At 68.3% G+C, this 25,285-nt stretch carries 22 protein-coding genes; 11 read left to right on the forward strand and 11 right to left on the reverse strand.

Annotated features, from left to right (window positions below; all coding sequences use genetic code 11):
• Positions 1-121 precede the first annotated feature (121 nt).
• The 5 genes from C457_RS07140 to C457_RS07160 all read right to left on the reverse strand — a co-directional run bounded on the left by C457_RS07140 (position 122) and on the right by C457_RS07160 (position 6,950).
• Positions 122-1,225 carry an ABC transporter permease gene (locus C457_RS07140; protein ID WP_008093217.1) on the reverse strand — a complete coding sequence of 368 codons (1,104 nt, stop codon included), beginning with the start codon at positions 1,223-1,225 and terminating at the stop codon, positions 122-124.
• Complete coding sequence (locus tag C457_RS07145) at positions 1,222-2,490, reverse strand: ABC transporter permease (protein ID WP_008093220.1); 1,269 nt, start codon at positions 2,488-2,490, stop codon at positions 1,222-1,224. Before C457_RS07145 ends, C457_RS07140 begins: the two co-directional genes overlap by 4 nt.
• Complete coding sequence (locus C457_RS07150; protein ID WP_008093223.1) at positions 2,487-4,046, reverse strand: ABC transporter ATP-binding protein; 1,560 nt, start codon at positions 4,044-4,046, stop codon at positions 2,487-2,489. Before C457_RS07150 ends, C457_RS07145 begins: the two co-directional genes overlap by 4 nt.
• Before the next feature lie 224 nt (positions 4,047-4,270).
• The gene (locus C457_RS07155; protein WP_008093225.1) at positions 4,271-5,404 is read right to left on the reverse strand and encodes a BMP family lipoprotein; all 1,134 of its coding nucleotides are present in this window, start codon (positions 5,402-5,404) and stop codon (positions 4,271-4,273) included.
• A gap of 184 nt (positions 5,405-5,588) precedes the next feature.
• Positions 5,589-6,950 carry a phosphopentomutase/phosphoglucosamine mutase gene (locus C457_RS07160; RefSeq protein ID WP_008093227.1) on the reverse strand — a complete coding sequence of 454 codons (1,362 nt, stop codon included), beginning with the start codon at positions 6,948-6,950 and terminating at the stop codon, positions 5,589-5,591.
• A gap of 186 nt (positions 6,951-7,136) precedes the next feature.
• On the opposite strand from C457_RS07160, the gene C457_RS07165 reads away from it, so the two are divergent.
• Complete coding sequence (locus C457_RS07165) at positions 7,137-7,421, forward strand: acylphosphatase (protein WP_004977112.1); 285 nt, start codon at positions 7,137-7,139, stop codon at positions 7,419-7,421.
• A 77-nt stretch (positions 7,422-7,498) separates the two neighbouring features.
• Complete coding sequence (locus tag C457_RS07170; protein ID WP_004977111.1) at positions 7,499-7,738, forward strand: hypothetical protein; 240 nt, start codon at positions 7,499-7,501, stop codon at positions 7,736-7,738.
• A 74-nt stretch (positions 7,739-7,812) separates the two neighbouring features.
• On the opposite strand, the gene C457_RS07175 is transcribed toward C457_RS07170, so the two are convergent.
• The 5 genes from C457_RS07175 to C457_RS07195 all read right to left on the reverse strand — a co-directional run bounded on the left by C457_RS07175 (position 7,813) and on the right by C457_RS07195 (position 14,394).
• Entirely contained in the window at positions 7,813-10,323 is a 2,511-nt protein-coding gene (locus C457_RS07175; RefSeq protein WP_008093231.1) for an efflux RND transporter permease subunit, read from the reverse strand.
• Positions 10,324-10,326: 3 nt separating this feature from the next.
• On the reverse strand, positions 10,327-11,973 hold the full coding sequence (locus C457_RS07180) for a COG1361 S-layer family protein (protein ID WP_008093233.1): 1,647 nt from the start codon (positions 11,971-11,973) through the stop codon (positions 10,327-10,329).
• Positions 11,974-12,084: 111 nt separating this feature from the next.
• Complete coding sequence (locus C457_RS07185) at positions 12,085-12,528, reverse strand: hypothetical protein (protein WP_008093234.1); 444 nt, start codon at positions 12,526-12,528, stop codon at positions 12,085-12,087.
• A 358-nt stretch (positions 12,529-12,886) separates the two neighbouring features.
• Complete coding sequence (locus tag C457_RS07190) at positions 12,887-13,678, reverse strand: DUF429 domain-containing protein (RefSeq protein ID WP_049913426.1); 792 nt, start codon at positions 13,676-13,678, stop codon at positions 12,887-12,889.
• A 38-nt stretch (positions 13,679-13,716) separates the two neighbouring features.
• On the reverse strand, positions 13,717-14,394 hold the full coding sequence (locus C457_RS07195) for a winged helix-turn-helix domain-containing protein (protein ID WP_008093236.1): 678 nt from the start codon (positions 14,392-14,394) through the stop codon (positions 13,717-13,719).
• Between the two features lie 370 nt (positions 14,395-14,764).
• Between C457_RS07195 and C457_RS07200 the strand changes: the two genes are divergently transcribed.
• The 3 genes from C457_RS07200 to C457_RS07210 all read left to right on the forward strand — a co-directional run bounded on the left by C457_RS07200 (position 14,765) and on the right by C457_RS07210 (position 16,713).
• On the forward strand, positions 14,765-15,196 hold the full coding sequence (locus tag C457_RS07200; protein WP_008093237.1) for a DoxX family protein: 432 nt from the start codon (positions 14,765-14,767) through the stop codon (positions 15,194-15,196).
• A 187-nt stretch (positions 15,197-15,383) separates the two neighbouring features.
• Positions 15,384-15,965 carry a flavin reductase family protein gene (locus tag C457_RS07205; protein WP_008093238.1) on the forward strand — a complete coding sequence of 194 codons (582 nt, stop codon included), beginning with the start codon at positions 15,384-15,386 and terminating at the stop codon, positions 15,963-15,965.
• Positions 15,966-16,059: 94 nt separating this feature from the next.
• Positions 16,060-16,713, forward strand: a complete 654-nt coding sequence (locus C457_RS07210) for a hypothetical protein (RefSeq protein ID WP_008093239.1) — start codon at positions 16,060-16,062, stop codon at positions 16,711-16,713.
• A gap of 47 nt (positions 16,714-16,760) precedes the next feature.
• Here the strand turns inward: C457_RS07210 and C457_RS07215 are convergent, their stop codons facing one another.
• Entirely contained in the window at positions 16,761-17,225 is a 465-nt protein-coding gene (locus tag C457_RS07215; RefSeq protein ID WP_233517275.1) for an SRPBCC family protein, read from the reverse strand.
• Positions 17,226-18,013: 788 nt separating this feature from the next.
• On the opposite strand from C457_RS07215, the gene mvaD reads away from it, so the two are divergent.
• From mvaD to C457_RS07245, 6 genes are all read left to right on the forward strand, one after another.
• Positions 18,014-18,988, forward strand: a complete 975-nt coding sequence (gene mvaD, locus C457_RS07220; RefSeq protein WP_008093241.1) for a phosphomevalonate decarboxylase MvaD — start codon at positions 18,014-18,016, stop codon at positions 18,986-18,988.
• Positions 18,989-19,057: 69 nt separating this feature from the next.
• Positions 19,058-20,191, forward strand: a complete 1,134-nt coding sequence (locus C457_RS07225; protein WP_008093242.1) for an NAD(P)/FAD-dependent oxidoreductase — start codon at positions 19,058-19,060, stop codon at positions 20,189-20,191.
• 164 nt (positions 20,192-20,355) lie between these two features.
• Entirely contained in the window at positions 20,356-22,065 is a 1,710-nt protein-coding gene (locus tag C457_RS07230; protein ID WP_008093243.1) for a histidine kinase N-terminal 7TM domain-containing protein, read from the forward strand.
• Between the two features lie 99 nt (positions 22,066-22,164).
• The gene (locus C457_RS07235; RefSeq protein ID WP_008093245.1) at positions 22,165-23,319 is read left to right on the forward strand and encodes an acyl-CoA dehydrogenase family protein; all 1,155 of its coding nucleotides are present in this window, start codon (positions 22,165-22,167) and stop codon (positions 23,317-23,319) included.
• 121 nt (positions 23,320-23,440) lie between these two features.
• Positions 23,441-24,139, forward strand: a complete 699-nt coding sequence (locus tag C457_RS07240; protein ID WP_008093246.1) for an HAD family hydrolase — start codon at positions 23,441-23,443, stop codon at positions 24,137-24,139.
• Positions 24,140-24,210: 71 nt separating this feature from the next.
• On the forward strand, positions 24,211-25,191 hold the full coding sequence (locus C457_RS07245) for a phosphotransferase family protein (RefSeq protein WP_008093249.1): 981 nt from the start codon (positions 24,211-24,213) through the stop codon (positions 25,189-25,191).
• Positions 25,192-25,285: the final 94 nt, after the last annotated feature.

The following is a 25,285-nucleotide window of genomic DNA, read 5'->3' on the forward strand; positions in this document are numbered from 1 at the left end:
CCGCACCGACCGTTCGGGAGGGGTTCGACGGAGACGGCCCGGCCGAGATGCGGCGCTCGAACGGTCGAGAACGGAGAACAGGGGAACGAAAAAGACGGGGGAAACGAGGATTCCGGGTCGCTCAGCGGTTGTCGTCGCCGGTGTCGTAGTGCTCGCCTGCCGCCTCCGGGATGCGGGTGCGGCCGACGAGCGCGAGGACGACGAGGACGGTCACGTACGGAATCGTCTGGATGAGCGAGTCGGGGATGGCGTATCCGGGTACCTGCTGGAGGCGAATCTGGGCGGCCTCCAGCCCCGCGAAGAGGAACGACGCGCCGAACGCGCCGACGGGGTTGTAGTTCCCGAAGAGATACGCCACGATGGCGATGAAGCCCTTCCCGTTGACCATCGTCTGGTTGTTACCGACGAACTGACCGAGGCCGAGCGACAGCGCGGAGCCGCCGACACCGGCGAGGAAGCCCGAGAGGAGGACGCCCGCGTAGCGGACGCGGCTCACGTCGACGCCGACGGTGTCGAGCGCCTTCGGGTTCTCGCCGGACGCGCGGACGTGGCGGCCGAACGCCGTGCGGTTCAGGACGTACCACGACGCCGGGACCGCGACGAGCATCATGTACACCGCGGGGTCGGCGTCGAAGAACGCGCCGAAAAACGGGATGTCCGAGAGGACGGGAATCGTCCACGTCCCGAGGGTCGTCCCGAGGTTGTCGGTGTTGACGCCGCCGTAGTAGACCGTCGCCGCGAACGGCGCGAGACCGAGCGCGATGAGCCAGACGGCGAGGCCGGCGATAATCTGGTCAGCCTTGAATCGGATGCAGACCACCGCGAACAGCGCCGAGAACAGCACCGACGAGAGGATGCCGGCGAAGAAGCCGATCCAGATGGCCGGGAGACCGAGGACGGTCATCTCGGGGCCGACGACGGCCGTCGTGATGACCGCGGTGAACGCCGAGATGATGAGTAGCCCTTCCAGCCCGATGTTCACCACGCCGGCCTTCTCGGAGAAGATGCCGCCGAGCGCGGCAAAGGTGATTGGCACCGAGAGCCGAAGCGCCGACGAGAGCGTGCTCCGACTCGTGAGGATGGCGAGGAAGTTGCCCCAGATACTGCTCGGGAACGCGAGGCCGAGGAGCGCGATGAACAGGAAGACGCTCAGCGCCCCGCCGGCGAGGGTCGCTCTGTAAGACAGTTCCGTGTCGCGGAGTCGGTCGATGGTGGTTGTACTCATTCGTCGTCACCTCCGAGGGAGCCGCCGTCCGTGGCGACGGTCTCGCGGTCCGGTTCGAGGTCGATAGTGGAGCCGAGCATGCGGAAGAACTCGGGCATCGCGACGAACAGGATGATGAGGCCGCGGAGGACGCCGACGAGCTGTTTCGGGACGCCGGTCCCGAACTGAACCGCGAGTGAGCCGGATTTGAGCGTCCCGAACAGGAGCGCCGCCGGGACGACACCGAACGGGTTGTTCCCCGCGAGGATGGAGACGGTGATGCCGTCGAACCCGAGCGCGGGGACGCCGGCCTGCCACTTGCCCATGACCATGAGCACCCAGATAGCGCCGCCCATGCCACCGAGCGCGCCGGAGAGGAACATGCTCGTGACGGTCGTGCGCTTGGCGTCGACGCCGCCGTACTCGGCGGCTTCCGGCTGTTCGCCGCTCGTCCGGAGGTCGTACCCGAACGAGGTCTGTTCGAGCAGGAACCAGACGGCGACGACGAGTGCGAGGCCGAACGCGAGCGCGAGAATCGAGAAGTCGCCGCCCTGCGGGAACGCCACCGGGAGGAGCGTCGCCCAATCGGGAAGCGGCGTCGTCTCGACGACCTGCGAGTCGGGGTTCCCGAAGAACTCGCTGACGAGGACGAACGCGATCTGCGCCGCGATGAAGTTCAGCATGATGGTCGTGATGACCTCGTTGGCGTCGGCGTAGGCCTTGAGCGCGCCCGGAATCGCGCCGTAGAGGCCGCCGACGAGCGCGCCGACGACGACGGCGAGCGGAATCAGGATGAGGCCGCCGACGAGCCCCGACGGGAGCAGCGGCGCGACGAAAAACGAGAACAGCGCCGTCGCGAGGCCGCCGAGGACGAGTTGGCCCTGCGTCCCGATGTTGAACAGGCCCGCGCGGAAGGAGACGGCGACCGAGAGGCCGGTGAAGATGAGAAGCGTCGTCTCCTTGAGCGTGAGCGCGAACCCGAAGTTCAGCGGGTTCCAGTCGGGGTTGAGCGGTTTGAGAATTCCCGGGCTGTTCACGAGGAACGGCTCGCCGAGCGCCCCGTTGAACAACACGAGGTACACCTCGACGGGGTCGTAACAGAAGCCGGTGCCGAACAGCGTCGTCGCCGCGGTCTGACACGTCGTGATGCGGCCGGAGACGAGGATGATGACCGCGCCGACGAGCACGGCCATGATGAGTGCGGCGAAGCTGATGAGGATGCGCTCGGTCGCGGAGGCGGCCGTCAGCCGCCGGAGGACGGCCTTCGCGTTCTCGGTCGCGCTCATTTGGCGTCACCCACGGGCGGTTCCGCGTCGGTCTCGGCGGTGTCGGGGCGTTCGCCGGCCATGAGCAGGCCAATCTCTTCTTCGGTGGTGTTGCGTGGGTCTACGATATCCATGAGTTCGCCGTCGTGCATGACGCCGAGGCGGTCCGAGAGGCCCTGCACCTCGTCGAGTTTCGAGGAGACGAGAAGGACCGCTTTCCCCTCGGCTCGGAGGTCCAAGAGCCGCTCGTGGATGAACTCCATCGCGCCGATGTCCACGCCGCGGGTCGGGTGGGTGGCGACGACGAGGTCCGGTTCGCGTTCGAACTCGCGGCCGACGATGAACTTCTGTTGGTTGCCGCCGGAGAAGGACTCGGCGTCGGCATCGGCGTGGGGCGGTCGAACGTCGTATTCGTCGATGATTCGCTCGGCGTGGTCGCGCGCGTCGGCCCAGTTTATCCGGCCGTCGGCGGCGAACGTCGCGCTGTGCTGGCTGCCGAGGATGCCGTTCTGGACGAGGTCGAAGTCCATTACGAGCCCGCGTTCGTGGCGGTCCTCTGGGATGTACGCCATCCCGTCGGCGATGCGGGAGCGACGCGAGGCGTTGGTGACGTCCCGGCCCTTGTAGGAAATCGCCCCCCCGGTCGGCGTCCGCAGGCCGGTGATGGCCTCGACCAACTGCGACTGGCCGTTGCCGTCGACGCCGGCGATGCCGAACACCTCGCCCTCGCGGATGTCGAACGACACGTCGGAGACGGCGGGGATGCCGCGGTTGTCCTTTGCGGAGAGGTTCTGCACCGAGAGCACCTCGTCGCCCGGTTCCTGCGGTTCGGCCTTCGGTTCGAGGAGAACTTCGCGGCCAACCATCAGTTCGGCGAGCTCCTCGTTGGAGGTCTCGTCAGCCTTGACGGTGCCGACGTTCTTCCCGTTTCGGAGGACGGTGATGTCGTCGGCGGCGTGCATCGCCTCCCCGAGCTTGTGGCTGATGAAGATAATCGTCTTGCCCTGGGCGGTCAGCTCCTCGAAGACGCGGAACAGCTCTTCGACCTCCTGCGGGGTGAGGACCGCGGTGGGCTCGTCCAGAATCAGGATGTCGGCCCCGCGGTAGAGTGCTTTCAGAATCTCGACGCGCTGTTGAACGCCGACGCTCACGTCCTCAATGGCGTCGTCGGGGGTCACGTCGAATCCGTATCGGTTCGAGAGGTCGATGACCTCTTGGCGCGCGCGCTCCCGGTCGACGGTCGTGCCGAACCACTTGCGGGGTTCGTTGCCGAGGACGATGTTCTCGGCGACCGTCATGGGGTCGACCAACATGAAGTGCTGGTGAATCATACCGATTCCGGCGTCGATGGCGTCCGCGGGCGAATCGAAGTCCCGCGGTTCCCCGTCCACGTGGACGGTCCCCTCCGTGGGTTCATAGAGCCCGTAGAGGATGTTCATCAACGTCGTCTTGCCGGCCCCGTTTTCTCCCAGAAGTGCGTGCACCGTGCCGCGCTCGACGGTCAGGTCCACGTCGTCGTTCGCCACGACGCCGGGGAACCGTTTTGTGATTTCGTCGAGATGAACAGCGGTGCTCATCTTGACCCTTTTTTCGGGGGGGTTCGCTTAAACTCGTGGGATTCGCGTCGGCGCGGGAGTGGTCCACACGGAGCGTCGCGGCGGTTCTCGGGGAGTTCGAACCGTTCAACCCGCGAGCATGTTCGGCCGGCTGCTGTGTGAAAGCGGCAACATTGACCCCAATATTCGGGAATACTGTCGCTCGGCGCGCGGTGTCGAAAGAAATGCGAGTGTCGAGTGCGGCGTTACTCGGTCGTCGTCGGGATTTCGATGTCGCCGGCGATGATAGCCTCGCGGGACTCCGAGAGCGAATCCTTCACGTCCTGCGGGATTTCGGAACCGAGTTCCGCGCCGTAGACGGCGGCGACGCCGTCCTCTTCGAGGCCGAGCGTCGTGGTGGAACCGCCGTTGAACTCGTCGTTGACGACGTTCTCGACGGAGGTGTACACCGCCGACTCGACGCGCTTGACCATCGAGGCGAGAATGACGTCGGCGTAGTTCGGTTCGGTCTGCGACTGGTCGGAGTCGACGCCAATGGCGAACTTGCCCTGTTCTTTGGCCGCTTGGAAGACGCCGAGGCCGCTGCCGCCGGCCGCGTGGTAGACGACGTCAGCGCCGTTGTCGTACATCGAGGTGGCAATCTCCTTGCCCTTCGCGGAGTCGGAGAACGACCCGACGTAGGCCACGTCGACGGAAATTTCATCGTCCGCGTGCGCCACGCCGGCCTCGTAGCCGGCCTGGAACTTGCGGATGAGCTCGGTCTCGGTGCCGCCGACGAAGCCGACGCTCTTCGAGTCGGCCGTCGTCGAGCCGGAGCCAGCGGAGAACTCCTGGGTCGTGATGAGGCCGGCGAGGTAGCCGACCTGGAACGAGCCCTGCTCCTCGCGGAACAGGTAGCTCGCCACGTTGTCCTCGTCGACCACGTCGTCGACGATCATGAACTTCTGGTCCGAGAAACTCGGCGCGGTTTCGGAGAGCGCGGACTTCTGCGCGTAGCCGATACACGACACGAGGTCGTAGTCCGGGCTCGACGACTGCGCGAACCGGCGCTGGAACTGCGGGAACTCCTCCGCCGCCGAGGGCTGGGCCTCGTCGTAGGCGATGCCGAGTTCCGATTCCGCCTGCTCGATGCCGCGCTTCGCGGCGTCGTTGAACGACTTGTCACCGAGACCGCCGAGCGCGTAGACCATGCCGACGTTGGCCGACGGACCGGACTCCTCGGTCGTCTGCTCGGCCGTCGTGGTCTCATCGCCGCCGGACGACTCGGTCGTCGTCGCCGCCGTCGTGTCTTCGCTCCCCTCGGACGGTCCGCCCGTACAACCTGCGAGGCCAGCGATACCCGCGACCCCTGCCGCTTTGACAAAAGAACGTCTGTCCATATCTATGAACTCCTATTGAGACAGGGGCCGCGAAAATTGCATAAAGGTGTCGTTTCGCGGTTTCAGCGGCGTCGCATCACCACGTTTGCAAATCGCCGAGAACGGGTCCGCGGTTCACGTCCGCGGGCGTCGTGTTCGCGCCTCGCCGGGTCGCGCGTCCGGACCGATTCCCCCGGAGCCCCGCTCAGGCGTCCTCGATTTCGCCCTCGACGACGCCCGTCACCTCGTCGACGAGGTGGTCCACGTCGTCGGCCTCCGCGTACACGCGGATGTAGGGTTCCGTGCCGGACGGGCGGACCAGCGTCCACGACGCGTCGGCGAACTCCAGTCGGACGCCGTACTCGGTGTCGACCGACTCGGGGCCCATCGCGTCGGGAAGCGAGGTTTCGAGCGCCGCCATCGCCGCCCGCTTCTTCTCGTCGGGACACGGGACGCTCACCTTGCGGTACGGGCGCTCCGTGACCGGTTCGCGCAGGCCGGCCATGCCGGACTCCGCCGCGAGGCGGGCCACGAGCGCCGCCGACGCGACGCCGTCTATCCAGCCGCCGAGCGACGGGTGGATGTGCTTCCACGGCTCGGCCGCGAACACCACGTCGCCGCCGCCGGCGCGGGCGCTGGCGATGCCCTCGTGGAGCGCGCCGAGGCGGACGCGCTCGACCCGACCGCCGGCCTCGCGGACCCGCTCGTCGATGCGGCCCGAGGCGTTCGGCGTCGTGACGACGACGGGGTCGTCGGCGTCGGAGACGCGGACGTAGTGCTCGGCGACGATGGCGATGACGGTGTCCTCGTGGACGACCTCGCCGTTCCCGTCGATGATGACGATGCGGTCGGCGTCGCCGTCGTGGCCGATGCCGAAGTCGAAGTCGCCGTCGGCGACGAAGGCGATGAGGTCCGCGAGCGTCTCGGGCGTCGGCTTCGACTCGCGGCCGGGGAAGTGGCCGTCTATCTGCCCGTTGAGCGTGACGACGCGCGCGCCGAGGTCGCGGAGGACCTGCGGCGTGCCGAGCGCGGACATCCCGTTGCCGCAGTCGACGGCGACGTTGAGGCCGTCGAGGTCCGCCCCGTGCTGGCTGGCGAACTCGACGATAGCGCTTCGGTAGGCGTCGAGGACGCCGCTCGTCCCCGTCGCACCCCAGTCGTCCCAGTCGGTCGGGGACGCACCCGCCTCGACCCGCGTCTCGATGTCGCGTTCGAGGTCGCGGTCGTACTCCTGCCCGTCGACGAACATCTTGATGCCGTTGTCCGTCGGGGGGTTGTGCGAGGCGGTGAGCATGACGCCGCGTCGACCCCGCGAGGCGAACGCGAGCGCCGGCGTCGGGACGACGCCCACGCGGGTCACGTCCGCGCCGGCGGAGAGCAGACCGGCCTCGACGGCGGCGGCGAGGCCCTGCCCGGTCGTCCGTCCGTCGCGGCCGACGACGAACTCGGCGGGCGCGTCCGATTCGAGCGCGGCGAGGCCGGCGGCGCGGCCGACGCTGAGGGCGAGTTCCGGCGTGACTCGCTCCGTCGCGCTCCCGCGGATACCGGCGGTGCCGAAGAGTTCCATAGTCCAGCGTCGTGGGGGTCGTACTTAGATGCTGACGGTTCGCCGGATGCGTGCGGGTCGGGGGCACGGGGCGGCCGGTACGGTCGCGGCGACGGGCGGGGAGACGGCGACTCCGGCGTCGGACGGACCGCCGAACCGACCGCCAGAGGCAGCACGCCTTTGACGACGGATGACGAATCGGGTGCCATGAGCGAGCACGGTCGAACCCGCGCGCACGTCTACGTCTCGGGACACGTACAGGGCGTCTACTACCGGGCGACGACCCGCGACACCGCCCGCGACCGCGGCGTCGACGGCTGGGTGAAGAACCTCTCGGACGGCCGCGTCGAGGCCGTCTTCGAGGGCCCCCGCGACGACGTGGAGGCGATGGTCGAGTGGTGCCACGAGGGGAGTCCGATGGCGTCCGTCGAGGACGTGGATGTCACCTACGAGGAGCCGGACGGCGAGACGGGATTCCGCGTCGAGCGCTGACCGAGAACCCGACAACCGCCCGATAACATCAACGAGACGGCCAAATCGTTCAAGCGGGGTTCGGGGGACGTGTCCCCATGCGCTTCCGGAACGACACGCGGGGAATCGGCGTCGCAAAACTGTTTTTCACGCTCGTCACGAGCGTCGGACTCGGCCTCTCGATGGGCACCTCGTTTCTCATCGTCCGCGGGCCGTTCCTCGGCGGGCCGTCGCTCGACCCGTTTCCGATGATGGCCGCGCTCGCGGTGTTCATCGTCGGCATCGTCGTCCTCTCGTGGGGGTCGACGCGGCTGTTCGGCGTGGGAACCGGCGCGTGAGTAGGTACGCGAATACGAGCGGCGCGTAAGTGGGAACGCGAATACGAGCAGGTTCGTGAGCGGGGACGCGAATCTCAGTCGGCGGTCGCCGCCGCGCCGGACTCGCGTTCGACGCCGCCGAGAGGAACGAGCGGGTCGTTGCCGCTGAACCGGTCCCAGAGGACCAGCGCCGAGGGCAACACGAGCATCGACGCGAGGAACGAGTAGACGATGCTCGCGGCGGTGAGCAGGCCGAACTGGCCGAGGACCGAGAGCACCGCGAGGACGAGCACGCCGAGGCCGAAGACGGTCGTGAGCATGCTGCCCGCGAGCGCACCGCCGGTGCCGCGGACCGTCCGGTCGAGCGCGGTTTCGAGGTCGTGGTCGGCGCGCTCGTCGACGAAGCGGTGGACGACGTGGACCGAGTAGTCCACGCCGAGGCCGATAGTCAGCGCGAGCACCGTCGCGGTGAAGGCGTTGAACGAGATGCCGGCGAGTCGCATCGTCCCGGCGACGAACGTGACCGCGACGAGGATGGGCACGAGGTTGGCGAGCGCGAGCGAGGGGCGGCGTTCGAGCCACCAGTAGACGAACACGAGGAACGCGCCGGTGCCGGCCATCGAGATGGCGAGACTCTGCACCGCGGAGTCGAGGATGAGGTCCGAGATAGCCGAGAAGACGACGACCGCGCCGGTGGCCGTGCTCGGACCGCGGAAGCGCGCGGCGACCTCGTGGGCGTCGGCGACGACCGCGTCGTCGTCCGCGTCGGCCCGGACGCGGTAGTCGACCCGCGAACTCCGGTAGTCGTCGGCGAGGTACTCTCCGGCGCGGGCGGCCGAGTCGGTGGCGAACAGCGCGTCGTACACCTCGGTGAGGTTCCGGTCGGGGACGCCGTCGCCGTCGCGGTCGTGTCGCGCGACGACCGCGGCGAACTCGGGGTTCTCCCGGGCCTCGGCGTCGATGACGGTGAGGACGCTCGTCGAGTCGGCCCGGCGGTCCTCGACGATGAACGTGTCCGGCGGGTCCTGTGCGACCCGGTCGAGCGTTTCGAGGTAGGCGTCGTCGGTCGGTCGCCCCTCGAGGTACACCGTCACGACCCCGCTCTGGGAGGACGAAAAGCGCTCTTCGAGGAACTCGATGTCGGCGACGACGCTGTAGTCGCTCGGCGCGAAGGGCTCGGGGAGGGATTTCAGGTACGCCGGGGCCTCCGCGGGCGGCAGGAAGTCCTCCTGTCCGAACTCGGTGTCGACGCCCGTGGCGTACCACATCGCAGACCCCGAGAGGACGAGCGCGACGACGAGGACGACAGCGGGGGCGCGGAGGGCGGGCGCGACGCCGAGCCGGAGGACCCTCCCGAGCGAACTCCCCTCGCGGCCGAGCGGCGACTGGCTGAACGTCGGAATCGGGTAGCGCTCGCGGAGCCTGTCCACCTCGACTTTCGTCGCCGGGAGGAACACGCCGAACACGAGGAAGGTGAAGACGATGCCGATGGCCGCGACGACGCCGAAGTCCCGAATCGGCGTGAGGTTGCTCACGAGGTTCGAGAGGAAGCCGATGACGGTGGTCGCGGTGACGATGAAGAACGCCACGAGGAGCTGGTCCGTCGCCTTTCGCATCGCATCGCCGACGGGAAGCCCCTCGGCGCGGTCCTCGCGGTAGCGGTTGACCGCGTGGATGCCGAAGTCGATGCCGACCGCGAGGAGCAGCGGCGGCACGGCGATCATAATCTGGTTGAACGGGATGCCCGCGAGTCCGAGGAAGCCGAACGTCCAGACGATGGCCATCCCGAGCGCGGCGGTCCCCAACAGCAGGTCCACGAGGTCGCGGTAGGCGACGACGAGGAAGAAGAGGATGAAGACGACGGCCGCGGGCACGACGAGGATGAGCGAGTCGGCGATGACGGTCCCGAACTCGTCGGCGATGACGCCCGAGCCGAAGACGGAGATGTCGCCGCCGACGGTGGCGACGACGCGCCCGGCGGTCCGCTGAATCGGGGTGAGCGGGCTGTCGCCGCCCTGTCCCGCACCGGCCTCGTCGGCCAGCGGAATCGAGTGGGTGACGACCGCAATCGTCGCCGAGGCGCTCGCCGCGGTCGGGTTGAAGTCGTCGGCGAGGAGACCGGTAAAGCGCTCGTTGTCGGCGTTCTCGCGGACCGCGGCGGCGACCTCGCTGTCGGTCGCGCGTTCGAGCGCCGAAATCTGCTCGGCGAGGCCGTCGGCGTCGGGGTCGAGCGTCTCCGCGACGACCGAGGCGGCGCTGGCGGTGCCGACGACGCGGAGGTCGTCGCGGTCCGAGAGGCGCTTTTGGGCCTCCAGCATCCGCAGGAGTTCGCGCCTCGTCAGGACGTTCGGTGCGCGCTGGATGAGCTGCGTGCTACCGGTCCCAGCCTCGAAGCGCGGTGAGAACTCCTCGGTGACGCGCGAAAACGCCTCCTCTTCCGGTACTTCCTCGGCGAACTGCTCGGTCCCCGCCTCGGTCGAGACGGCGCTCAGTCCCGCCCCGAACACCAGCGTGACGACGAGGAAGACGAGGATGACGCGCCGCGAGCGGTTGACGATGCGGTGGTCGACCCAGTCGACGAACCGCTGGAACTCCAGTCGGGCCACGGCTCAGCGCCGCCCCCGCCGGCGGACGACGAGGAAGCCCGCGCCGCCGACCGCCGCAAGGAGGACGACCGCACCGACGAGCGGGGCCGAGAGGCCGAACGGGAGGCCGCCACTGTCTTCGGATGCCTCGACGCGGACGGGCACGCGGTAGGCGTCCGAGATTGTCGTCTCGCCCGCGCCGTCGTCGTAGCGGAAGTCGAGTTCGGCCGGGTAGTCCTTCTCCAGCGCGCCGCGGGCGGCCGACACGTCGAACACGAGCGTCGCCGACTCGCCGGGCGCGAGTTCGTCCACGAACGCCTCGGAGTCGGCAGACGACAGGGGGTCTTCGAGGTATATCTTCGCGGAGATGTCGGTGAGCGTCTCGTCGCGGTCGTTGACGACCGTCACGCGGAGTTGTCCGCTCCGACCCGGCGCGACGGTGCCCTCGTCGACGGTCACGCCGAACTCGGGGGTCGCGGCGGCGACGGCGACCCGGAGGTCGATGTCGTCGCCGGTGCGCCGGTCACCCTCGGCGTCGCGGTAGGCGACGGTCGCGGTGAACTGCCGGGGGCCGGCGTCCGCGTCGTCCGAGATTCCCACGTCGAACGAGAACGGGACGCGCTCGCCGGGTTCGAGGTCGCCGAGGGCGAACTCGGTCTCGGTCGCCGTCGCGCTCCCCTCGGGGAGCGAGAGCGTCACGACCGCGTTGCGCGCGAGGGTCGCTCCGTCGTTGACGACGACGCCCTCGATTCGGCCCTCGTCGCCGACGCGGAGCGTGCTCGTCACGTCCGCGACGGAGAACGACTGCTTGGGCGAGGGGACGAACCCGGCGGCGAGGTCGGGGGACTGTCGGCGCGCGCCGTCGGGGTCCTCGTAGGCGACGGCGACGCCGAGGACGTAGCCGCGGACGGACGCCTCGGAATCGAGCGCGGTGTCGTAGACGAAGGTCCGATTCTCGCCGGCGGGCCAGTCGGCGGCGAAACTGCTCGCGGTCTGCGCGCCGTCGAAGCTCACGTCGGCCGACTGGGCGGTCACCGCGACGACGGCGTTCCGCGCGTCGAGTTCGCCCGTGTTCTGCAGGGTCAACGCGACCGCGCCGCTCCCGCCGACGGGGACCGACGAGTCCGCGCCGACGACGGCGAACCGCACGCGCTCTTCGATTCTGATGGGCACGTCGAGGCGGTAGACGCGGCGGTGGGCGTTGTCGAACTCGTAGAACACGTCGAGGCGGAGTTTGTACTCGCCGGCCGCGACGTTCTCGGGGGCCTCGACCCGGAAGGCGACCTCTCGGGTGTCGCTGTCGTTCATCGTGCCGACGAACAGGTCGCCGGTCCTGACGGTGAAGGGGGTGTTTCGCGGGGAGAGCCTAACGCGGACGTTCTCCGCGGGCTTGGCCACGTCTTCGGTGTCCACCGGGTCGTTGGCGAAGACCACTCGTACCGTCGTCTCGACGCCGGGTTCGACCACCGGGTCGACCACGTAGGCGCGGAAGACGGGGACGTTGTTCGGTTCGGCCTGCTGGCCGGCGACGGGTGTCGGGAGCGCGGCGAGGACGAGCAGTACGGCGACCAAGATAGCGGTGTGACTCTTCATCGTGAGGTCCCGGCGGGCGGCACCGACGGCGTCCGGGTCCGCGGACATCGGCGCGGGGGCGGCGACGGACCGACCCAACTAGTCGCTGATACGTCCTCTGCGGGGAAATACGATATTCGCCCTGCTCGGGACAGTCAGCCGGGCGAGAAAATCGAAGTCGTCGCTTCCGGGAGGCTCAGCGAACGCGACTCACGCGGGTCTGTCGACGCCGAGTTCGGCCATCGCGCGGACCACGACGTGGGCCTCCACGAGGTCGCGCACTTCGACCATCGGGTCGTCGGCGTCGTCGATGACGGCGCGGGCCTCGGCGAGCATGCGGTCTTCTTGTTCGGTCTGGTCGGGTTCCTCGCGGGTGCTGTTCAGGAGCGCCTCGAAGTCCTCGCGGATACTGAAGTCCGCGCGGGCGACGTTGCACCGAGAGAGAGGGTGCATGCCGAGGTCCAAGACCAACTCGGTGACGAGTTCCCAGTCGCTCTCGCAGAATTGGAGCGTCACGTCGCCGACGATGTCGCGCCACGCGATGGGGGCGGCGTTCTCCATGAGCGTCACCGCTCGCGGGGGGACCGCGATGCGGGCGACCGTCTTCGGGTCGTCGCAGAGACAGCAGGGCCGGTCCGTCCTGCCGGTGTACATACGCGGGGTTAGGATGGGTTGTAGATGTAGCTTCGGGCCGGGGACACAGGGCCGAATTCGGGCGATAACAGGGCGTTAGGCCGACCGTAGCGGGCGCTCAGGGCGTTGAAACGGTCGGGTTCGAGTCCGGGGCGGGGACGTCGAACCCGCGTAGAGGCAGCGGGAGGCGCGACCGACTGCGTGCTGGCACTGAATCACGCATTGGGCTGGGCTGGGTATTCTGTGGTGGCGACAGTGGCCGCGCCATCTATCCGATTGAACACCGTGCATAAATATATTCTCCCCGAAGAATACCCAACACTATTGTTGACTATATACTCGTGTGTTTCAAGATTTTACGGATAGATGCTAGTGATTGTCAAACTTCTGTATTCGTCCCGAGAGCCCCCGTCGGGACGCGAATCGCCATCTCCAGTCCGGCGGCGTCCCGCGGCGGGTCGCTCGGGAGCGTCCCGAGCGGTCGCCGGGCCGCGGCCGCGAGCGCGAGCGCGTCGAGCACGTCGTCGCGAGCCACGTCGCGTCGGAGCGTCCGGGCCAGCGTCTCGCGGTAGGCGCGCTCGGCGTCGAACTTCGACGCGTCCGTCGCGCCGGCATTCGAACTGTCGTCGCCGACCCCGTCGCCGGCGAACGCCGTCTTGAGCACGTCGAGGCGGCGAGCGCGGCCCTCGGCTGTCGCTTTCGATTCCGAGAGCGGTTCGCCGGCGAACGCGGCGAACGCGAGTTCGGGATGGGATTCGAACACGCGCTGTCGGGCGCGCTGTGTCTCCCGAAGAGCGGCGTCGACCTCGCGGATTTTGGGCACGAGGTGCCACGCCTGAATCGAGAGTCCCGCCCCGGTGTGTTCGCGGTTCGTCGCGCTTGCCGCCTCGTGGGAGTCGGCGTCGAGGACGGCCCGGACGGGCGCGAAGAAGACGGTGGCGGCCCGAGCGCCGAGCAGTTCGCGGGCCTCGCGGTCGCACGCGCGGCGGTCGGACTCGGGAAGACCGATAGGGATGTCCACGAGCACCCGCTCAGCGTCACGCTCGCGGGCGAGGTCCCAGACGGCGGCGAAGTCAGAGACGACTCTCACGGAGAGGCCGTCGGCGGCGACGGCGCACACCCAGCCCGACCGACAGCCGTCGACACCGACGACGGTGCATCGCTGTGGCACGGCTCGCAGTACGGGGCTGGGAGACAAAAGCGTCGGAGTTAGGAGTCGAGGGCCGTAGCCGTCATCTGCCGGCAGGAGTCGCGGAGTTCGTTGAGCGTCACGTCGACAGTCGCGTCGAGCGAGACGAGCAGTTTCACGTCGTCCTCGAGGGGCACCCTGACGATGAGCGCGTCGTCGATGGCGAACGCGACGAGTTCCGGCCCTCCGATTGGCAGGTCTTCGAGGGGTTGGTCGATGGCCTCCTCGTTCGTGAGCGTCGCGACGAGCGTCTTGACGGTGTCTTCGTCGTAGCGTTCGATGAGCGACTGCTCGAAGAAGCGAATCCGCGTCTGAATCGGCTCACACCACGCGATTGCTCGGAGCGCGCCCCCGTACGCTTTCTGTAAATCCGAGGATAGTTCGGGCGCGGGGAACCCGCCGTCGTCGACGACGGTGATGTCCGCCTCCCGGTCGAGTGCGACCCGTTCGTAGGCGAGTTCGCCGAGGTCCGTCAGTCCGTAGAGTCGCCCTTTCTGCTGTGACTCCGGTACCAACAGTTCGACGATGCCCCGCTCCCGCAGTTCGGAGAGCGCCCGAGACACGTGCGGCTGTGCGAGATCGGTCTCCGCGGCGATTCGAGACGGAAGTCCCGAACCGTGCTCTGAGAGGTACCGACACACGTCCAGTCGGTACCGAGAACTCGCGATATAGCCCGCGGAATCCCACGTCTCGGTCATAAATGAGACTCTCCGCTGGTTGTTTTCATCATGGTTGACACGTCCCGTACTGATATGCACTGCCAAGCGGGGTATATCTTTCGAGGGTCGAACAATACTACCATATACGTACCATATATTGGTTGAGAACGAAACGTTCTCTCACTTACTCGTCCAGAGTGTGCCGATTCTACCACCGAACGTCCGAACTCTTCGTGGACGTTACCGACTTGGAGTGACGCCGGCGTAACCGGATACCTGCACGGTTACCCGGTGATATGTATGTCAGCAAACACATATATCGGTTCCGTCTCGTACCAGGTAACGTAATGATAGTACTACCCCCGACGACGGACCGTCACAGAACCACCGCCGCGACGGAGGTACCGAGATGAGCGTCGCGCTCCAGTTCGCCTCTCCCGGCGCGGACATCGCGTTCCTCCTCGCGCGCGTCCTCTTCGGCGCGGTGCTCGCGTTCATGGGACTCAACCACTTCCTGAACCTCGACCACATGACCGGCTACGCGGAGATGAAGGGCCTGCCGGCGGCCCGCCTCGGCGTCGTCGTCTCCGGCGGGATGCTCGTGTTCGGCGGTCTCGGTATCGCCCTCGGCGTCCTGCCCGCGCTCGCCGCCGGTGCCGTCGCCGTCTTCCTTGTCGTCGGAACGCCGGTGTTCCACGACTTCTGGGCGGTTCCCGAGGAGCAACAGGAGTCCGAGATGACAAGCTTCCTGAAGAACGTCGTCATGCTCGGCGGCGCGCTCGTCTTCCTCGCACTCAGCGGGACGACGTGGTCCTACGCCGTCGGCCTGACGCTGCTCTAACCGCACCGAGGCGGCTCCGAAGCGACGACGACGAGACTCTCGACCCGCCACCGCCCCACAGATTCATCGGCGTCCGAACCCACCACACATCCATTCACCCATTCATGACCGACGCAATACCGGGCTTGACACGCGCACGTCTCCCGCCGCATAGCCGACCCCGTCCGCCCGCGGAGGCGGGTCGCTGATGGACGGTGCGCCCGACGAGTTCGGCTCCCCGTACCGCCTGCTCTCGGGGGCCGTGGTCCCTCGTCCCATCGCGTGGGTGAGCACCCGCGGCGACGACGCCGACAACCTCGCGCCGTACAGTTTCTCCACCGTCGCCAGCGTCGACCCGCCGGTCGTCGTCTTCGCGCCGGTCGGCCGCGGCCCGTCGCTGAAGGACACGCCGCGAAACGCCATCTCCCGCGGCGAGTTCGTCGTCAACGTCGTCACCCGAGACCTCGTCGAGGCGATGAACGAGACCGCCGCGACGGTCCCGCCCGGCGTCGACGAGTTCGAACACGCCGGCATCGAGAAGGCCGAGTCCCTCCGGGTCGACGCCCCCCGCGTCGCCGACGCTAAAGTCGCCTTCGAGTGCACACTCTACGACAGCGTGGAGGTCGGCTCCTCGACGCTCGTCCTCGGCGAGGTCGTCCACGCGCACGTCGCCGACGAGGTGTTGACCGACGGCAAACTCGACACGAGGAAACTCGACGCGGTCGGCCGACTCGCGGGCAACGAGTACGCGACGACCGACGACCGGTTCGAACTCGTCCGCCCCGACTAACGTCCCGACGAGGCTGCGCCGACGACCCGCCCGTTATCACAGATTGATAATGGGGCGCGAAGGTTTATCGCGGGATGCGAAGTCTGTCCGAACAATGAGCGACGTGTCGTTGTCGAGTGTGCTCTCGTTTCTCGATACCGACGACGCGGCGACCGTCGTCGAGCGGGTCCGCTCAGCCCGCGGGGAGCGGACGAAACGGACCGTCCGCGACGGGCGGACGTTCCTCTTTGCGGCCCCCGAAGGGGAGCCACAACCGACCGAGGTCGTCTGGATAGACGTCGAAGCCGCGTTCGACGCCCGGAGCGTCGAGGCGTTCGCCGAGCGTTGCGACGACCGCGGCATCGACGGAACGCTCCTGACGACCGGCGACGAGGAACAGGCCGCGGAGACGCTCGCGCTCGCGTTCGCCGCCGACGAACAGCTCGACGAACCCGACGAGGACGGCGACCGCGCCCTCGTCGTGGACCCCGAGGAGGTCGAACGGCCCATCGAACTCGTGGCGCTCCCCGGTCTCGTGGAGGCGCTCGAAGACGCCGACCTCGACGAGGCTATCATCGACGAGTATCACGAGCCGCACGAACCGGAGTTCGAGGACATCGTCGACGAGATCGACGCCGAGGAAGCCCGCGCCGCGGCCGAGGCGGACGCCGCCGAAGACGCTGGCTCCGGTCGCGCGCTCGCACTCCTCGTCGCGGCCGTGGTCATCGCGGCGGTCGCGGCGGCGGTCGTACTGTTCGGTCCGTTCTGAGCCGTCGCGTGGAGATACACCCTCGGCCCGCTGACTCACTCACCCACTCACTCACTTCGGTCCCGGCTCGCCTCGTCTGTGGGTCGCCGCTTTGCGAGCCGCTCGATTCTCCGCAGCGCGAGCGCACAGACCGCGGCGTACGGCCCCGCGAGCACCGGTACTTCGAACGCCACCTCGCAGCGGTCGGCCCCGACCGACTCCACGCGGTGTCCCGTCGCCGGAATCCCGGCCACGTGCCACGTCCACCGACGGGACTCGTCGTCGCACGTCTCGATGCTGAACGGGACCCAGACGCCGGCGACGCGAACCTCCCCGCGACTTCCCGCCTCGATGCGTCCGTCGACGCCGCGGACGGCCGACACGCTCGGCCCCCAGTCGGGCCAGTCGGCGACCGACACTAACACGCCCCACGCCGCGTCCGCGGGAGCCGAAATCCGCCGGGAGACGGCCAGTCGCCGCCCGTCCGGTGTTCGTTCCACACGCGTTCGGGTCCGGTTCGACTCGCCCCTCATATCTCCTAGTATGCTAATAAGTCGTAATATAATATCGCCGAAATCTTTATCCACGAATCGTGGTAGCAACTACCAAGGCAACACATGAGCAACACAAGTGACCGCCCGAACGAGACGATGCGAGACGTCAGCCACACACCGCCGACAGGGGAGAGCGTTACGAACGTCTGGGAGCGAGGACACGAATCCGAGTCCACAGAATAGCCGGGCAGAACCAATCGCACGACGACGAACAGCAACGAACCACACGCATCGAACTCGAACGACCAGCCAACCAATCGAACCGTAACGGACCGACCGAACAGCAACGGACCGACCGAACAGCAACGAACCGACCGCACCGTAACGAACCGACCGCACCGTAACGAACCGACCGCACCGTAACGAACCGACCGCACCGTAACGAACCGACCGNACCGACCGCACCGTAACGAACCGACCGCACCGTAACGAACCGACCGCACCGTAACGAACCGACCGCACCGTAACGAACCGACCGCACCGAACTCGACCAAACCAGCCAACCAATCGAAGCGGACCCAGCGAATCAACCACGAGACAGCCAATACGATACGACGACCCACGTAACCGAACGGCGACCGATTGCATCGAACTCGACCGCCTCCCGCTGGAGAGGGAGAACGTGCGTCCTTCCTGCGCACCGTTGCGACCGACCCGCGCCGGCCCTCCCGCCGGCGCGCACTCGATTTCCGACCGACTATACTCGTTACCCGCCGGTGTCGACACCTATCGGGACGTTTAACCCCGAGTCCGACGGGCGTTCGAACATGAAGGCCACCGCCAAGGCCCACCCGATTCAGGGCCTCGTGAAGTATCACGGGATGCGAGACACGGAGCGCCGAATGCCGTACCACGACAGCATCAGCGTCTGCACGGCCCCGAGCCACACGAAGACGACCGTCGAGTTCCTCCCCGACGCCGACGAGGACACCTACGTCATCGGCGGCGAGGAAGTCGAGGGCCGCGGCGCGGAGCGCATCCAAGCCGTCGTCGACCGGGTCCGCGAACTGGCCGACTTCGACCACCGCGTCCGCCTCGAAAGCGAGAACTCCTTCCCCTCGAACATCGGGTTCGGGTCGTCGGCGTCCGGGTTCGCCGCGGCCGCGATGGCGCTCGCCGAGGCGGCCGGCCTCGATATGACGCATCCCGAAGTCTCGACCATCGCTCGCCGCGGGTCGGCGTCCGCCGCCCGCGCCGTCACGGGCGCGGTCTCGCACCTCTACTCGGGGATGAACGACACCGACTGTCGCTCCGAGCGCATCGAGACCGACCTCGAAGACGACCTGCGCATCGTCGCCGCGCACGTCCCCGCCTACAAGGAGACCGAACAGGCCCACGCCGAGGCCGCCGACAGCCACATGTTCCAGGCGCGGATGGCCCACATCCACGCCCAGATAGACGACATGCGCGACGCGCTGTACGACGCCGACTTCGACGCCGCCTTCGAACTCGCCGAGCACGACTCGCTGTCGCTCGCGGCGACGACGATGACCGGCCCCGCCGGCTGGGTCTACTGGCAGCCGCGCACCATCGCCGTCTTCAACGCCGTCCGCAGGCTCCGGAACGAAGAGGACGTGCCGGTCTACTTCTCGACCGACACCGGCGCGAGCGTCTACGTCAACACCACCGAGGAACACGTCGACCGCGTCGAGGAAGCCGTCGCCGACTGCGGCGTCGAAACCGACGTGTGGGGCGTCGGCGGCCCCGCCGAGGTGCTCGACGACTCCGAGGCGCTGTTCTGAGCGTCCGGCCGACCGCCGCGTACCGCGGCCGCCGTCACCCTCTTTTTGCTCGCGCCCGACGAGACAGCCATGCGTGTCCTGGTTCTCGGTGCCGGGTACGCGGGCCTCACGCTCGCCCGCGACCTCGAACGCCGACTCCCCGTCGACGCCGACCTGACCGTGGTGAACGACTCCCCGCACCACCTCGTCCAACACGAAGTCCACCGCGCGATTCGACGGCCGGCGGTCGCCGACGCGATTCAGGTCCCCCTCGACGAGGCGCTCGACCGCGCCGAGGTCGTCGTCGACCGCGTGACGGGCGTCGACCGCGACGCGCGGACCGTCGAACTGGCCGAGGGCGACGCGCTCGACTACGACTACTGCGCGGTCTGTCTGGGCGCTGAGACCGCCTACTACGGCATCCCCGGCCTCGAAGCCAACTCGGTCCCGCTGAAGCGCGTCGCCGACGCCGAAACCATCCGCAAGCGGTTCTTCGACGACTGCGACGAGGGCGGCACCGTCGTCGTCGGCGGCGCGGGGCTGTCGGGCGTGCAGGTCGCGGGCGAACTCGCCGCGCTCCGCGACGAGGAGGGCGCGCACGCCGACATCGTCCTCGTGGAGCAACTGGACGCCGTCGCGCCGTCGTTCGACGAGTCGTTCCAGCGGGCGGTCCGCGACGAACTCCTCGACAGGGGCGTCGAGATTCGAACCGAGACGACCGTCGAGTCGGTGACGGACGCGACCGTCGCGACCGACACCGGCGACCTCGACTACGACCTGCTGGTCTGGACCGGCGGCATCGCCGGCGACGACGCGATGGGCGGCGAGCGACCCCCCGTCAGGGCCGACCTCCGACTCGACCGGCGGACCTTCGTCGTCGGCGACGCGGCCCGCGCGGTCGACGCCGACGGCGAGCCGGTCCCCGCGAGCGCCTCCGCGGCCCTCCGGGAGGCGAAAACCGTCGCCCGCAACGTCGCGGCGCAGGTCGAGTTCGAACTCGACGGCGACGGGAACGACTTCGCGCCGCGGCCCGACCCCTACCGGTTCGAAGTCCCCGGCTGGATCGTCTCGGTCGGCGACGGCGCGGTCGCACAGGTCGGCCCGAGCATCTTCCGCGGGAAGGCCGCGAAGGCGATGAAAGCCACCGTCGGAGCGGGCCATCTCACCTCGGTCGGCGCGATTTCGCGGGCGGTCGACCTCGTCGACGAGGAACTGCACGCCTGACGCCGCCCCCAGCGGAAGCGCTCCCGCAGTCCGGCGATTCCCCTGAGAAGTTCTTTATCCGATGGCGGAGTATCGCCGTCCATAGTCAACGATGCCGGGCACCATCTCCGAGACGACGCCTCCGAGGGCACCACTCGAACCGTGACTGACGAGCGAGGCGCTCGATGAACTGGCAGCACACCGCCTACGCCTACCCGATGGTCTTCGCGGCGGTGGTCGCCGGCGTCCTCTCCGCCTACGCGGTCCAGTTCGTCCGCCGCCGCGGGCGGAACCCGACCGTCGTCTCGTTCGCCGTGCTGACGGCCGCCGTCGCCTTCTGGACCGCGACGACGGCGGTCAAGCTGTTTCTCGTCGACCCCGACGCGAAACTGGTCGCGTACAAGCTCCTCCACGTCGGGGCGATGGCGGCCGCGCCGACGTTCTTCGTCTTCGCCCTCGCGTACACCGACCGCCGGGAGCTGCTCGACCGCCACGTGGTGGCGTCGCTGTACGTCGTCCCCGCGGTGTTCCTCGCGGTCCTCTTTGTCAACCCGCTGGAACTGGGTTACACCGGCTGGGAACTGTCGACCGTCGACGGCGTGACCGTCCTCTCCGTCGCCGACGGCCCGGTGAGCGTGTTCGGCCTCGTCTACGGATTCGTCCTGCTGTTTCTCGGACTCGGCATCATCGGTCAGTACGCGCTCGAACTCGACCGCCCCTACCGGACGCAGGCGACGCTCCTCATCGTCGGGATGCTCGTTCCGTCGGTCGTCGCCGCGCTCGAACTCACCGACACCCCGCCGCTCGCCGGGGGTGTCAACCTCATCCCCGCCTCGCTCGCGGTCCCATCGGTGACGTTCGGCATCGCCGTCTACCGCTACAAGCTCCTCGACATCCTCCCGCTCGCCTACGCGACCGCCGGCGCGCACTCGGCTGACGGCCTCGTCGTCCTCGACGCCGACGAGGTCGTCGTCCACGTCAACGACCACGTCCGGCCGCTGTTGGGAACCGGCGACCCCCTCCTCGGTCGTCCGGCGAGCGAGGCCCTCCCGAACTACGGCGACCTCGACGGCGAGCACTCGTCGTGCGACGTGCTCGTCGAGGGCGAGCGCTACGTCGAACTGACGCGCATCCCGCTCGACCGCGCCGGCGACCCCCTCGGGTGGGTGGTCTCGGTCCGCGACGTGACGCCCCGGAAGCACTACGAGCTCGCCTTGGAGTCGAGAAACGACGAGCTGGAGGTGCTGAACCGCATCGTCCGCCACGACATCCGAAACGACATGCAGCTCGTGACGGCGTACATCGACATCGTCCTCGAACACGAGCCGCTGTCCGACGAGGCGCGGTCGCAGCTGGAGACCGCGCTCCGGCGGGCGCTCAACACCGTCGACCTCACCGACGTGCTCGGACAGTTGATGCGCGCGACGAACGACGACGAGCGCCGTCGTCACCTCGACGTCGGGGCCACGCTCCGAGAGGCCGTCGAAGACGTTCGCGAGGGGCACCCGAACGCGACGTTCGCGGTCGCCGACCTCCCGTCCGCGACGGTCTCCGCCAACGACCTGCTCGACTCCGTGTTCGTGAACGTCCTGAAGAACGCGGTCGTCCACAGCGACCGCGACGAGCCGTCGGTCGACGTCTCGGCGGCGGCGGACGACGGGCGCGTCACCGTCCGCATCGCCGACGACGGCCCCGGCATCTCCGACGAGCGGAAGTCGGTCGTCTTCGGGAAGGGCGCGAAAGGGGTAGAGAGCCCCGGCACCGGAACGGGACTGTACCTCGTCGAGACCATCGTCACGAACTTCGGCGGCACCGTGCATATCGAGGACAACGAACCGCGTGGAAGCGTCTTCGTCATCGACCTCCCGCTCGCGACCGTCGAAGCCGCGGACTGAGCGACCCGGTCGCGGCCGACGCCACGCCCGTCGAATCAACTCGCCACACGTTTCCCGCTGTGTGACAACTGTTATCGGCCATGTATGTGATTAACAATCATGGACTATTCGCTCTCAGACGAACAGCGGGCCATCCGCGAGGAGGTCCGACGGTTCGCCGAAAACGAGGTCGCACCGGTTGCGGGCGAGTACGACGAGGCGGAGACGTATCCCGCGGAGGTCGTCCGCAAGGCGTCGGAGATGGGACTGACGGGGGCGCACTTCCCCGTCGAGTACGGCGGCGTCGGCTACTCCTCGCTGGAGAACGCCCTCGTGACAGAGGAACTGTTCGCGGTCGACCCCGGTATCGGGCTCTGCATCACGAGCGCCGGGTTCGGCGCGGAGGCCATCATCAGCTTCGGCACCGACGACCAGAAAGAGCGCTTCCTGCCGCCGATTACGGAGGGCGAGTCCGTCATGGGCGCGGCCATCAGCGAACCGCAGGCGGGTTCCGACGTGACCTCGGTTCGCACCCGCGCCGAGAAGGACGGCGACGAGTGGGTGATAAACGGCACCAAGATGTGGATAACGAACGGGAGCGTCGGCGACTACTTCGTCGTCATGTGCCAGACCGACCCCGACGCGGACGACCGCTACGCGGGCTTCTCACAGCTCATCGTCGAGGCCGACCGCGACGGCTTCTCCGCCGACAAGATAACGGGGAAGATGGGTATCCGCGCCAGCGACACGGCCGAACTCGTCTTCGACGACGTGCGCGTGCCCGAGGAGAACCTCGTCGGTACCGAGGGAATGGGTTTCCTCCAACTCATGCAGTTTTTCGACGAGACGCGGACCGCGGTGGCCGCGCAGGCGGTCGGCATCGCAAAGGGGGCCTGCGACCGGGCGCTCGACTACGCCAAAGAGCGCGAGCAGTTCGGCCGGCCCATCGGCGACTTTCAGGCCATTCAACACAAGCTCGCGGAGATGCACACCGCGACCGAGGCCGCCCGGCAGTTGACCTACAAGTCGGCGTGGAGCGTCGACAACGACGAGGACCAACTGACCGCGCTCGCGTCGATGGCCAAGGAGTTCGCCTCGAACGTCGCCACCGACGTGGCCGACGAGGCCGTCCAGATTCACGGCGGGGCCGGCTTCGTCAACGACCACGACGTCGAACGGCTCTACCGCGACGCGAAAATCACGCAGATTTACGAGGGGACCACGGAGATTCAGAAGAACATCATCGCCCGCGAACTGCTCGGGAAGGGCATCTGAGGCCCGCTAGCGGCGAACCATCGCCCCGTCGTCTGCCTCCGCCGTCCCGCCGCGGTTCGTCGTCGCCGCGGACGGCGTCGATCGTGGACGAAGTTTTATCGCCGCCGCACCAAGGGAGAGTGTGGCACCGTTCGACGCGATTCTCTTCGACCTCGACAACACGCTCTGTACGAACGACCAGAGCGGCGAGACCATCTACGCCGGCGCGTTCGACGCCGCCGGCATCGACCGCTTCGGCGAGCCGTCGGACCTCTGGGCCGCCCTCGACGGCCCGCCGAACCACGACGACCACGAGGCCTACCTCGCCGGCGGCTTCGAGCGCGTCGCGGCGAAGCACGACCACGAAGCGGTCGACGTCCGAGCGCTGGCCCGCGGGTTCGTCGAGACGGTCGACTACTCGGCCGTCTCGTTCCGACCGGGTGCCGAGGCCGCGCTCGCCGCCGCCCGCGACCACGCGTCGGTCGGCCTCGTCACCAACGGGCCCGAGCGACGGCAGTCCGTCAAGCTCGACGCGCTCGGCATCGCCGACGCGTTCGACGCGGTCGTCTTTGCGGGCGACATGCCGCGGCGAAAGCCTCACCCCGACCCGTTCGACCGAGCGCTCGACGCCCTCGACGCCGAGGCGGACGCGAGTCTCCACGTCGGCGACTCGCTGGAGTTCGACGTGGACGGTGCGCACCGCGCCGGCCTCGACGCCGCGTGGTGCCCGGTCGAGACCGAGGTCGCTGACGTGGCCGGTCCCGACGCCGAGTCGCACGCCCCGGCGTACGTCCTCCGGTCGCTCTCTGAGTTCTCGGCGATTCTCGACGACGGACCGTGACGACCCCCTGCGGTCGGCCGCGCGGGAGCCGTCCGCTGCACCTTTGTTCGCGTCGCCCCTAGAGTGGCTCTATGGACCCCGTCGCAACCGTGCTCGCCCGCGAGTTCCCCGAGCGACGCCTCGCGGCGACGGCCCGCGTTCCGAACGGGAACAACAAGCGGACCGCAGTCGCGACGTTCGCCGACGGCGGCGAGGTTGTCGTCCAGACGGCGGCCGACGCCGCGGCGTTGGCCCTCGAAGCCGCCCTCTCCCGGGCGGTCCGCGAGCGCACGACGATTCCGGTTCCCCGCGTCCTCGCGTCGGGCGCGGTCGACGGGTTCGGGTACGTCGTCGTCGCGCGCGCCGCCGGCGACGAACTCCACGAGCGGTTCGTCTCGCTCGATTCGGCGACACAACGCCGCGTGGCACGGTCGTTCGGCGTCGGCCTCGGTCAGCTTCACGAAGCGTTCTCTTTTGGAGGGTACGGTCGACTCGGACGGTCGGCTCCCGGGAGACCGCGGGCCGACGGCGGCGATGCTTCCGACTCGCCGACCGACCGCGGATTCGACGCCGTGAGCGCCGCCGACGCCGACTGGGAGGCGTGGTTCTCCGCCTACGTCCGGGAAGGAATCGCGGCGCTCCCGCCGGCGTTCGACGGGGTTCGAAGCCGGCTGGAAGAGGTCGCCGCGGCCGTGTCACTCCCCGCGAACCCGCCGTCGAACCTCTATCCGTGGGATTTCAGACCCGGGAACGCGCTCGTCGCCGACGGCCGCGTGACCGCCGTCCTCGACTGGGGCCAGCCGATGGCCGCCGCGCCGGGGCTCGCCGTCGCCAAGGTCGAACACCTCGTCGCCGACTGGTACGTCGAAGACGGCGCGCCGCTCCGCCGGGCGTTCCGCGCGGGCTACGAGTCGGTCCGGCCGCACCCGTCGGTACCACGCGCCTATCGGGTCGCCGCCGTCGTCCGCTCGGCGGTCGATTCGACGGGAGACGTCACCCGTCCCGGCTATCCCGAGCGAACCGGGGCGGCGGCGGTCGACTTCCACCTGACCCGGCTCGACGCGCTGTTGTAACCCCGCTCGGAGTCGGTGCCGTCGGCTCCATTCGAAGCCGTGCCGTGCCCCGCGGCGACACGAACTACTAATTCTGTCTCTTATACACATCTCT

The sequence above is a fragment of the Haloferax prahovense DSM 18310 genome (assembly GCF_000336815.1).
Lineage (GTDB): Archaea > Halobacteriota > Halobacteria > Halobacteriales > Haloferacaceae > Haloferax > Haloferax prahovense.

Coding starts and splice junctions, on each gene's coding strand:
- C457_RS07140 (WP_008093217.1), bottom strand. CDS start 1,225: ATGAGTACAACCACCATCGACCGACTCCGCGACACGGAACTGTCTTAC.
- C457_RS07145 (WP_008093220.1), bottom strand. CDS start 2,490: ATGAGCGCGACCGAGAACGCGAAGGCCGTCCTCCGGCGGCTGACGGCC.
- C457_RS07150 (WP_008093223.1), bottom strand. CDS start 4,046: ATGAGCACCGCTGTTCATCTCGACGAAATCACAAAACGGTTCCCCGGC.
- C457_RS07155 (WP_008093225.1), bottom strand. CDS start 5,404: ATGGACAGACGTTCTTTTGTCAAAGCGGCAGGGGTCGCGGGTATCGCT.
- C457_RS07160 (WP_008093227.1), bottom strand. CDS start 6,950: ATGGAACTCTTCGGCACCGCCGGTATCCGCGGGAGCGCGACGGAGCGA.
- C457_RS07165 (WP_004977112.1), top strand. CDS start 7,137: ATGAGCGAGCACGGTCGAACCCGCGCGCACGTCTACGTCTCGGGACAC.
- C457_RS07170 (WP_004977111.1), top strand. CDS start 7,499: ATGCGCTTCCGGAACGACACGCGGGGAATCGGCGTCGCAAAACTGTTT.
- C457_RS07185 (WP_008093234.1), bottom strand. CDS start 12,528: ATGTACACCGGCAGGACGGACCGGCCCTGCTGTCTCTGCGACGACCCG.
- C457_RS07195 (WP_008093236.1), bottom strand. CDS start 14,394: ATGACCGAGACGTGGGATTCCGCGGGCTATATCGCGAGTTCTCGGTAC.
- C457_RS07200 (WP_008093237.1), top strand. CDS start 14,765: ATGAGCGTCGCGCTCCAGTTCGCCTCTCCCGGCGCGGACATCGCGTTC.
- C457_RS07205 (WP_008093238.1), top strand. CDS start 15,384: ATGGACGGTGCGCCCGACGAGTTCGGCTCCCCGTACCGCCTGCTCTCG.
- C457_RS07210 (WP_008093239.1), top strand. CDS start 16,060: ATGAGCGACGTGTCGTTGTCGAGTGTGCTCTCGTTTCTCGATACCGAC.
- C457_RS07215 (WP_233517275.1), bottom strand. CDS start 17,225: ATGAGGGGCGAGTCGAACCGGACCCGAACGCGTGTGGAACGAACACCG.
- mvaD (WP_008093241.1), top strand. CDS start 18,014: ATGAAGGCCACCGCCAAGGCCCACCCGATTCAGGGCCTCGTGAAGTAT.
- C457_RS07225 (WP_008093242.1), top strand. CDS start 19,058: ATGCGTGTCCTGGTTCTCGGTGCCGGGTACGCGGGCCTCACGCTCGCC.
- C457_RS07230 (WP_008093243.1), top strand. CDS start 20,356: ATGAACTGGCAGCACACCGCCTACGCCTACCCGATGGTCTTCGCGGCG.
- C457_RS07235 (WP_008093245.1), top strand. CDS start 22,165: ATGGACTATTCGCTCTCAGACGAACAGCGGGCCATCCGCGAGGAGGTC.
- C457_RS07245 (WP_008093249.1), top strand. CDS start 24,211: ATGGACCCCGTCGCAACCGTGCTCGCCCGCGAGTTCCCCGAGCGACGC.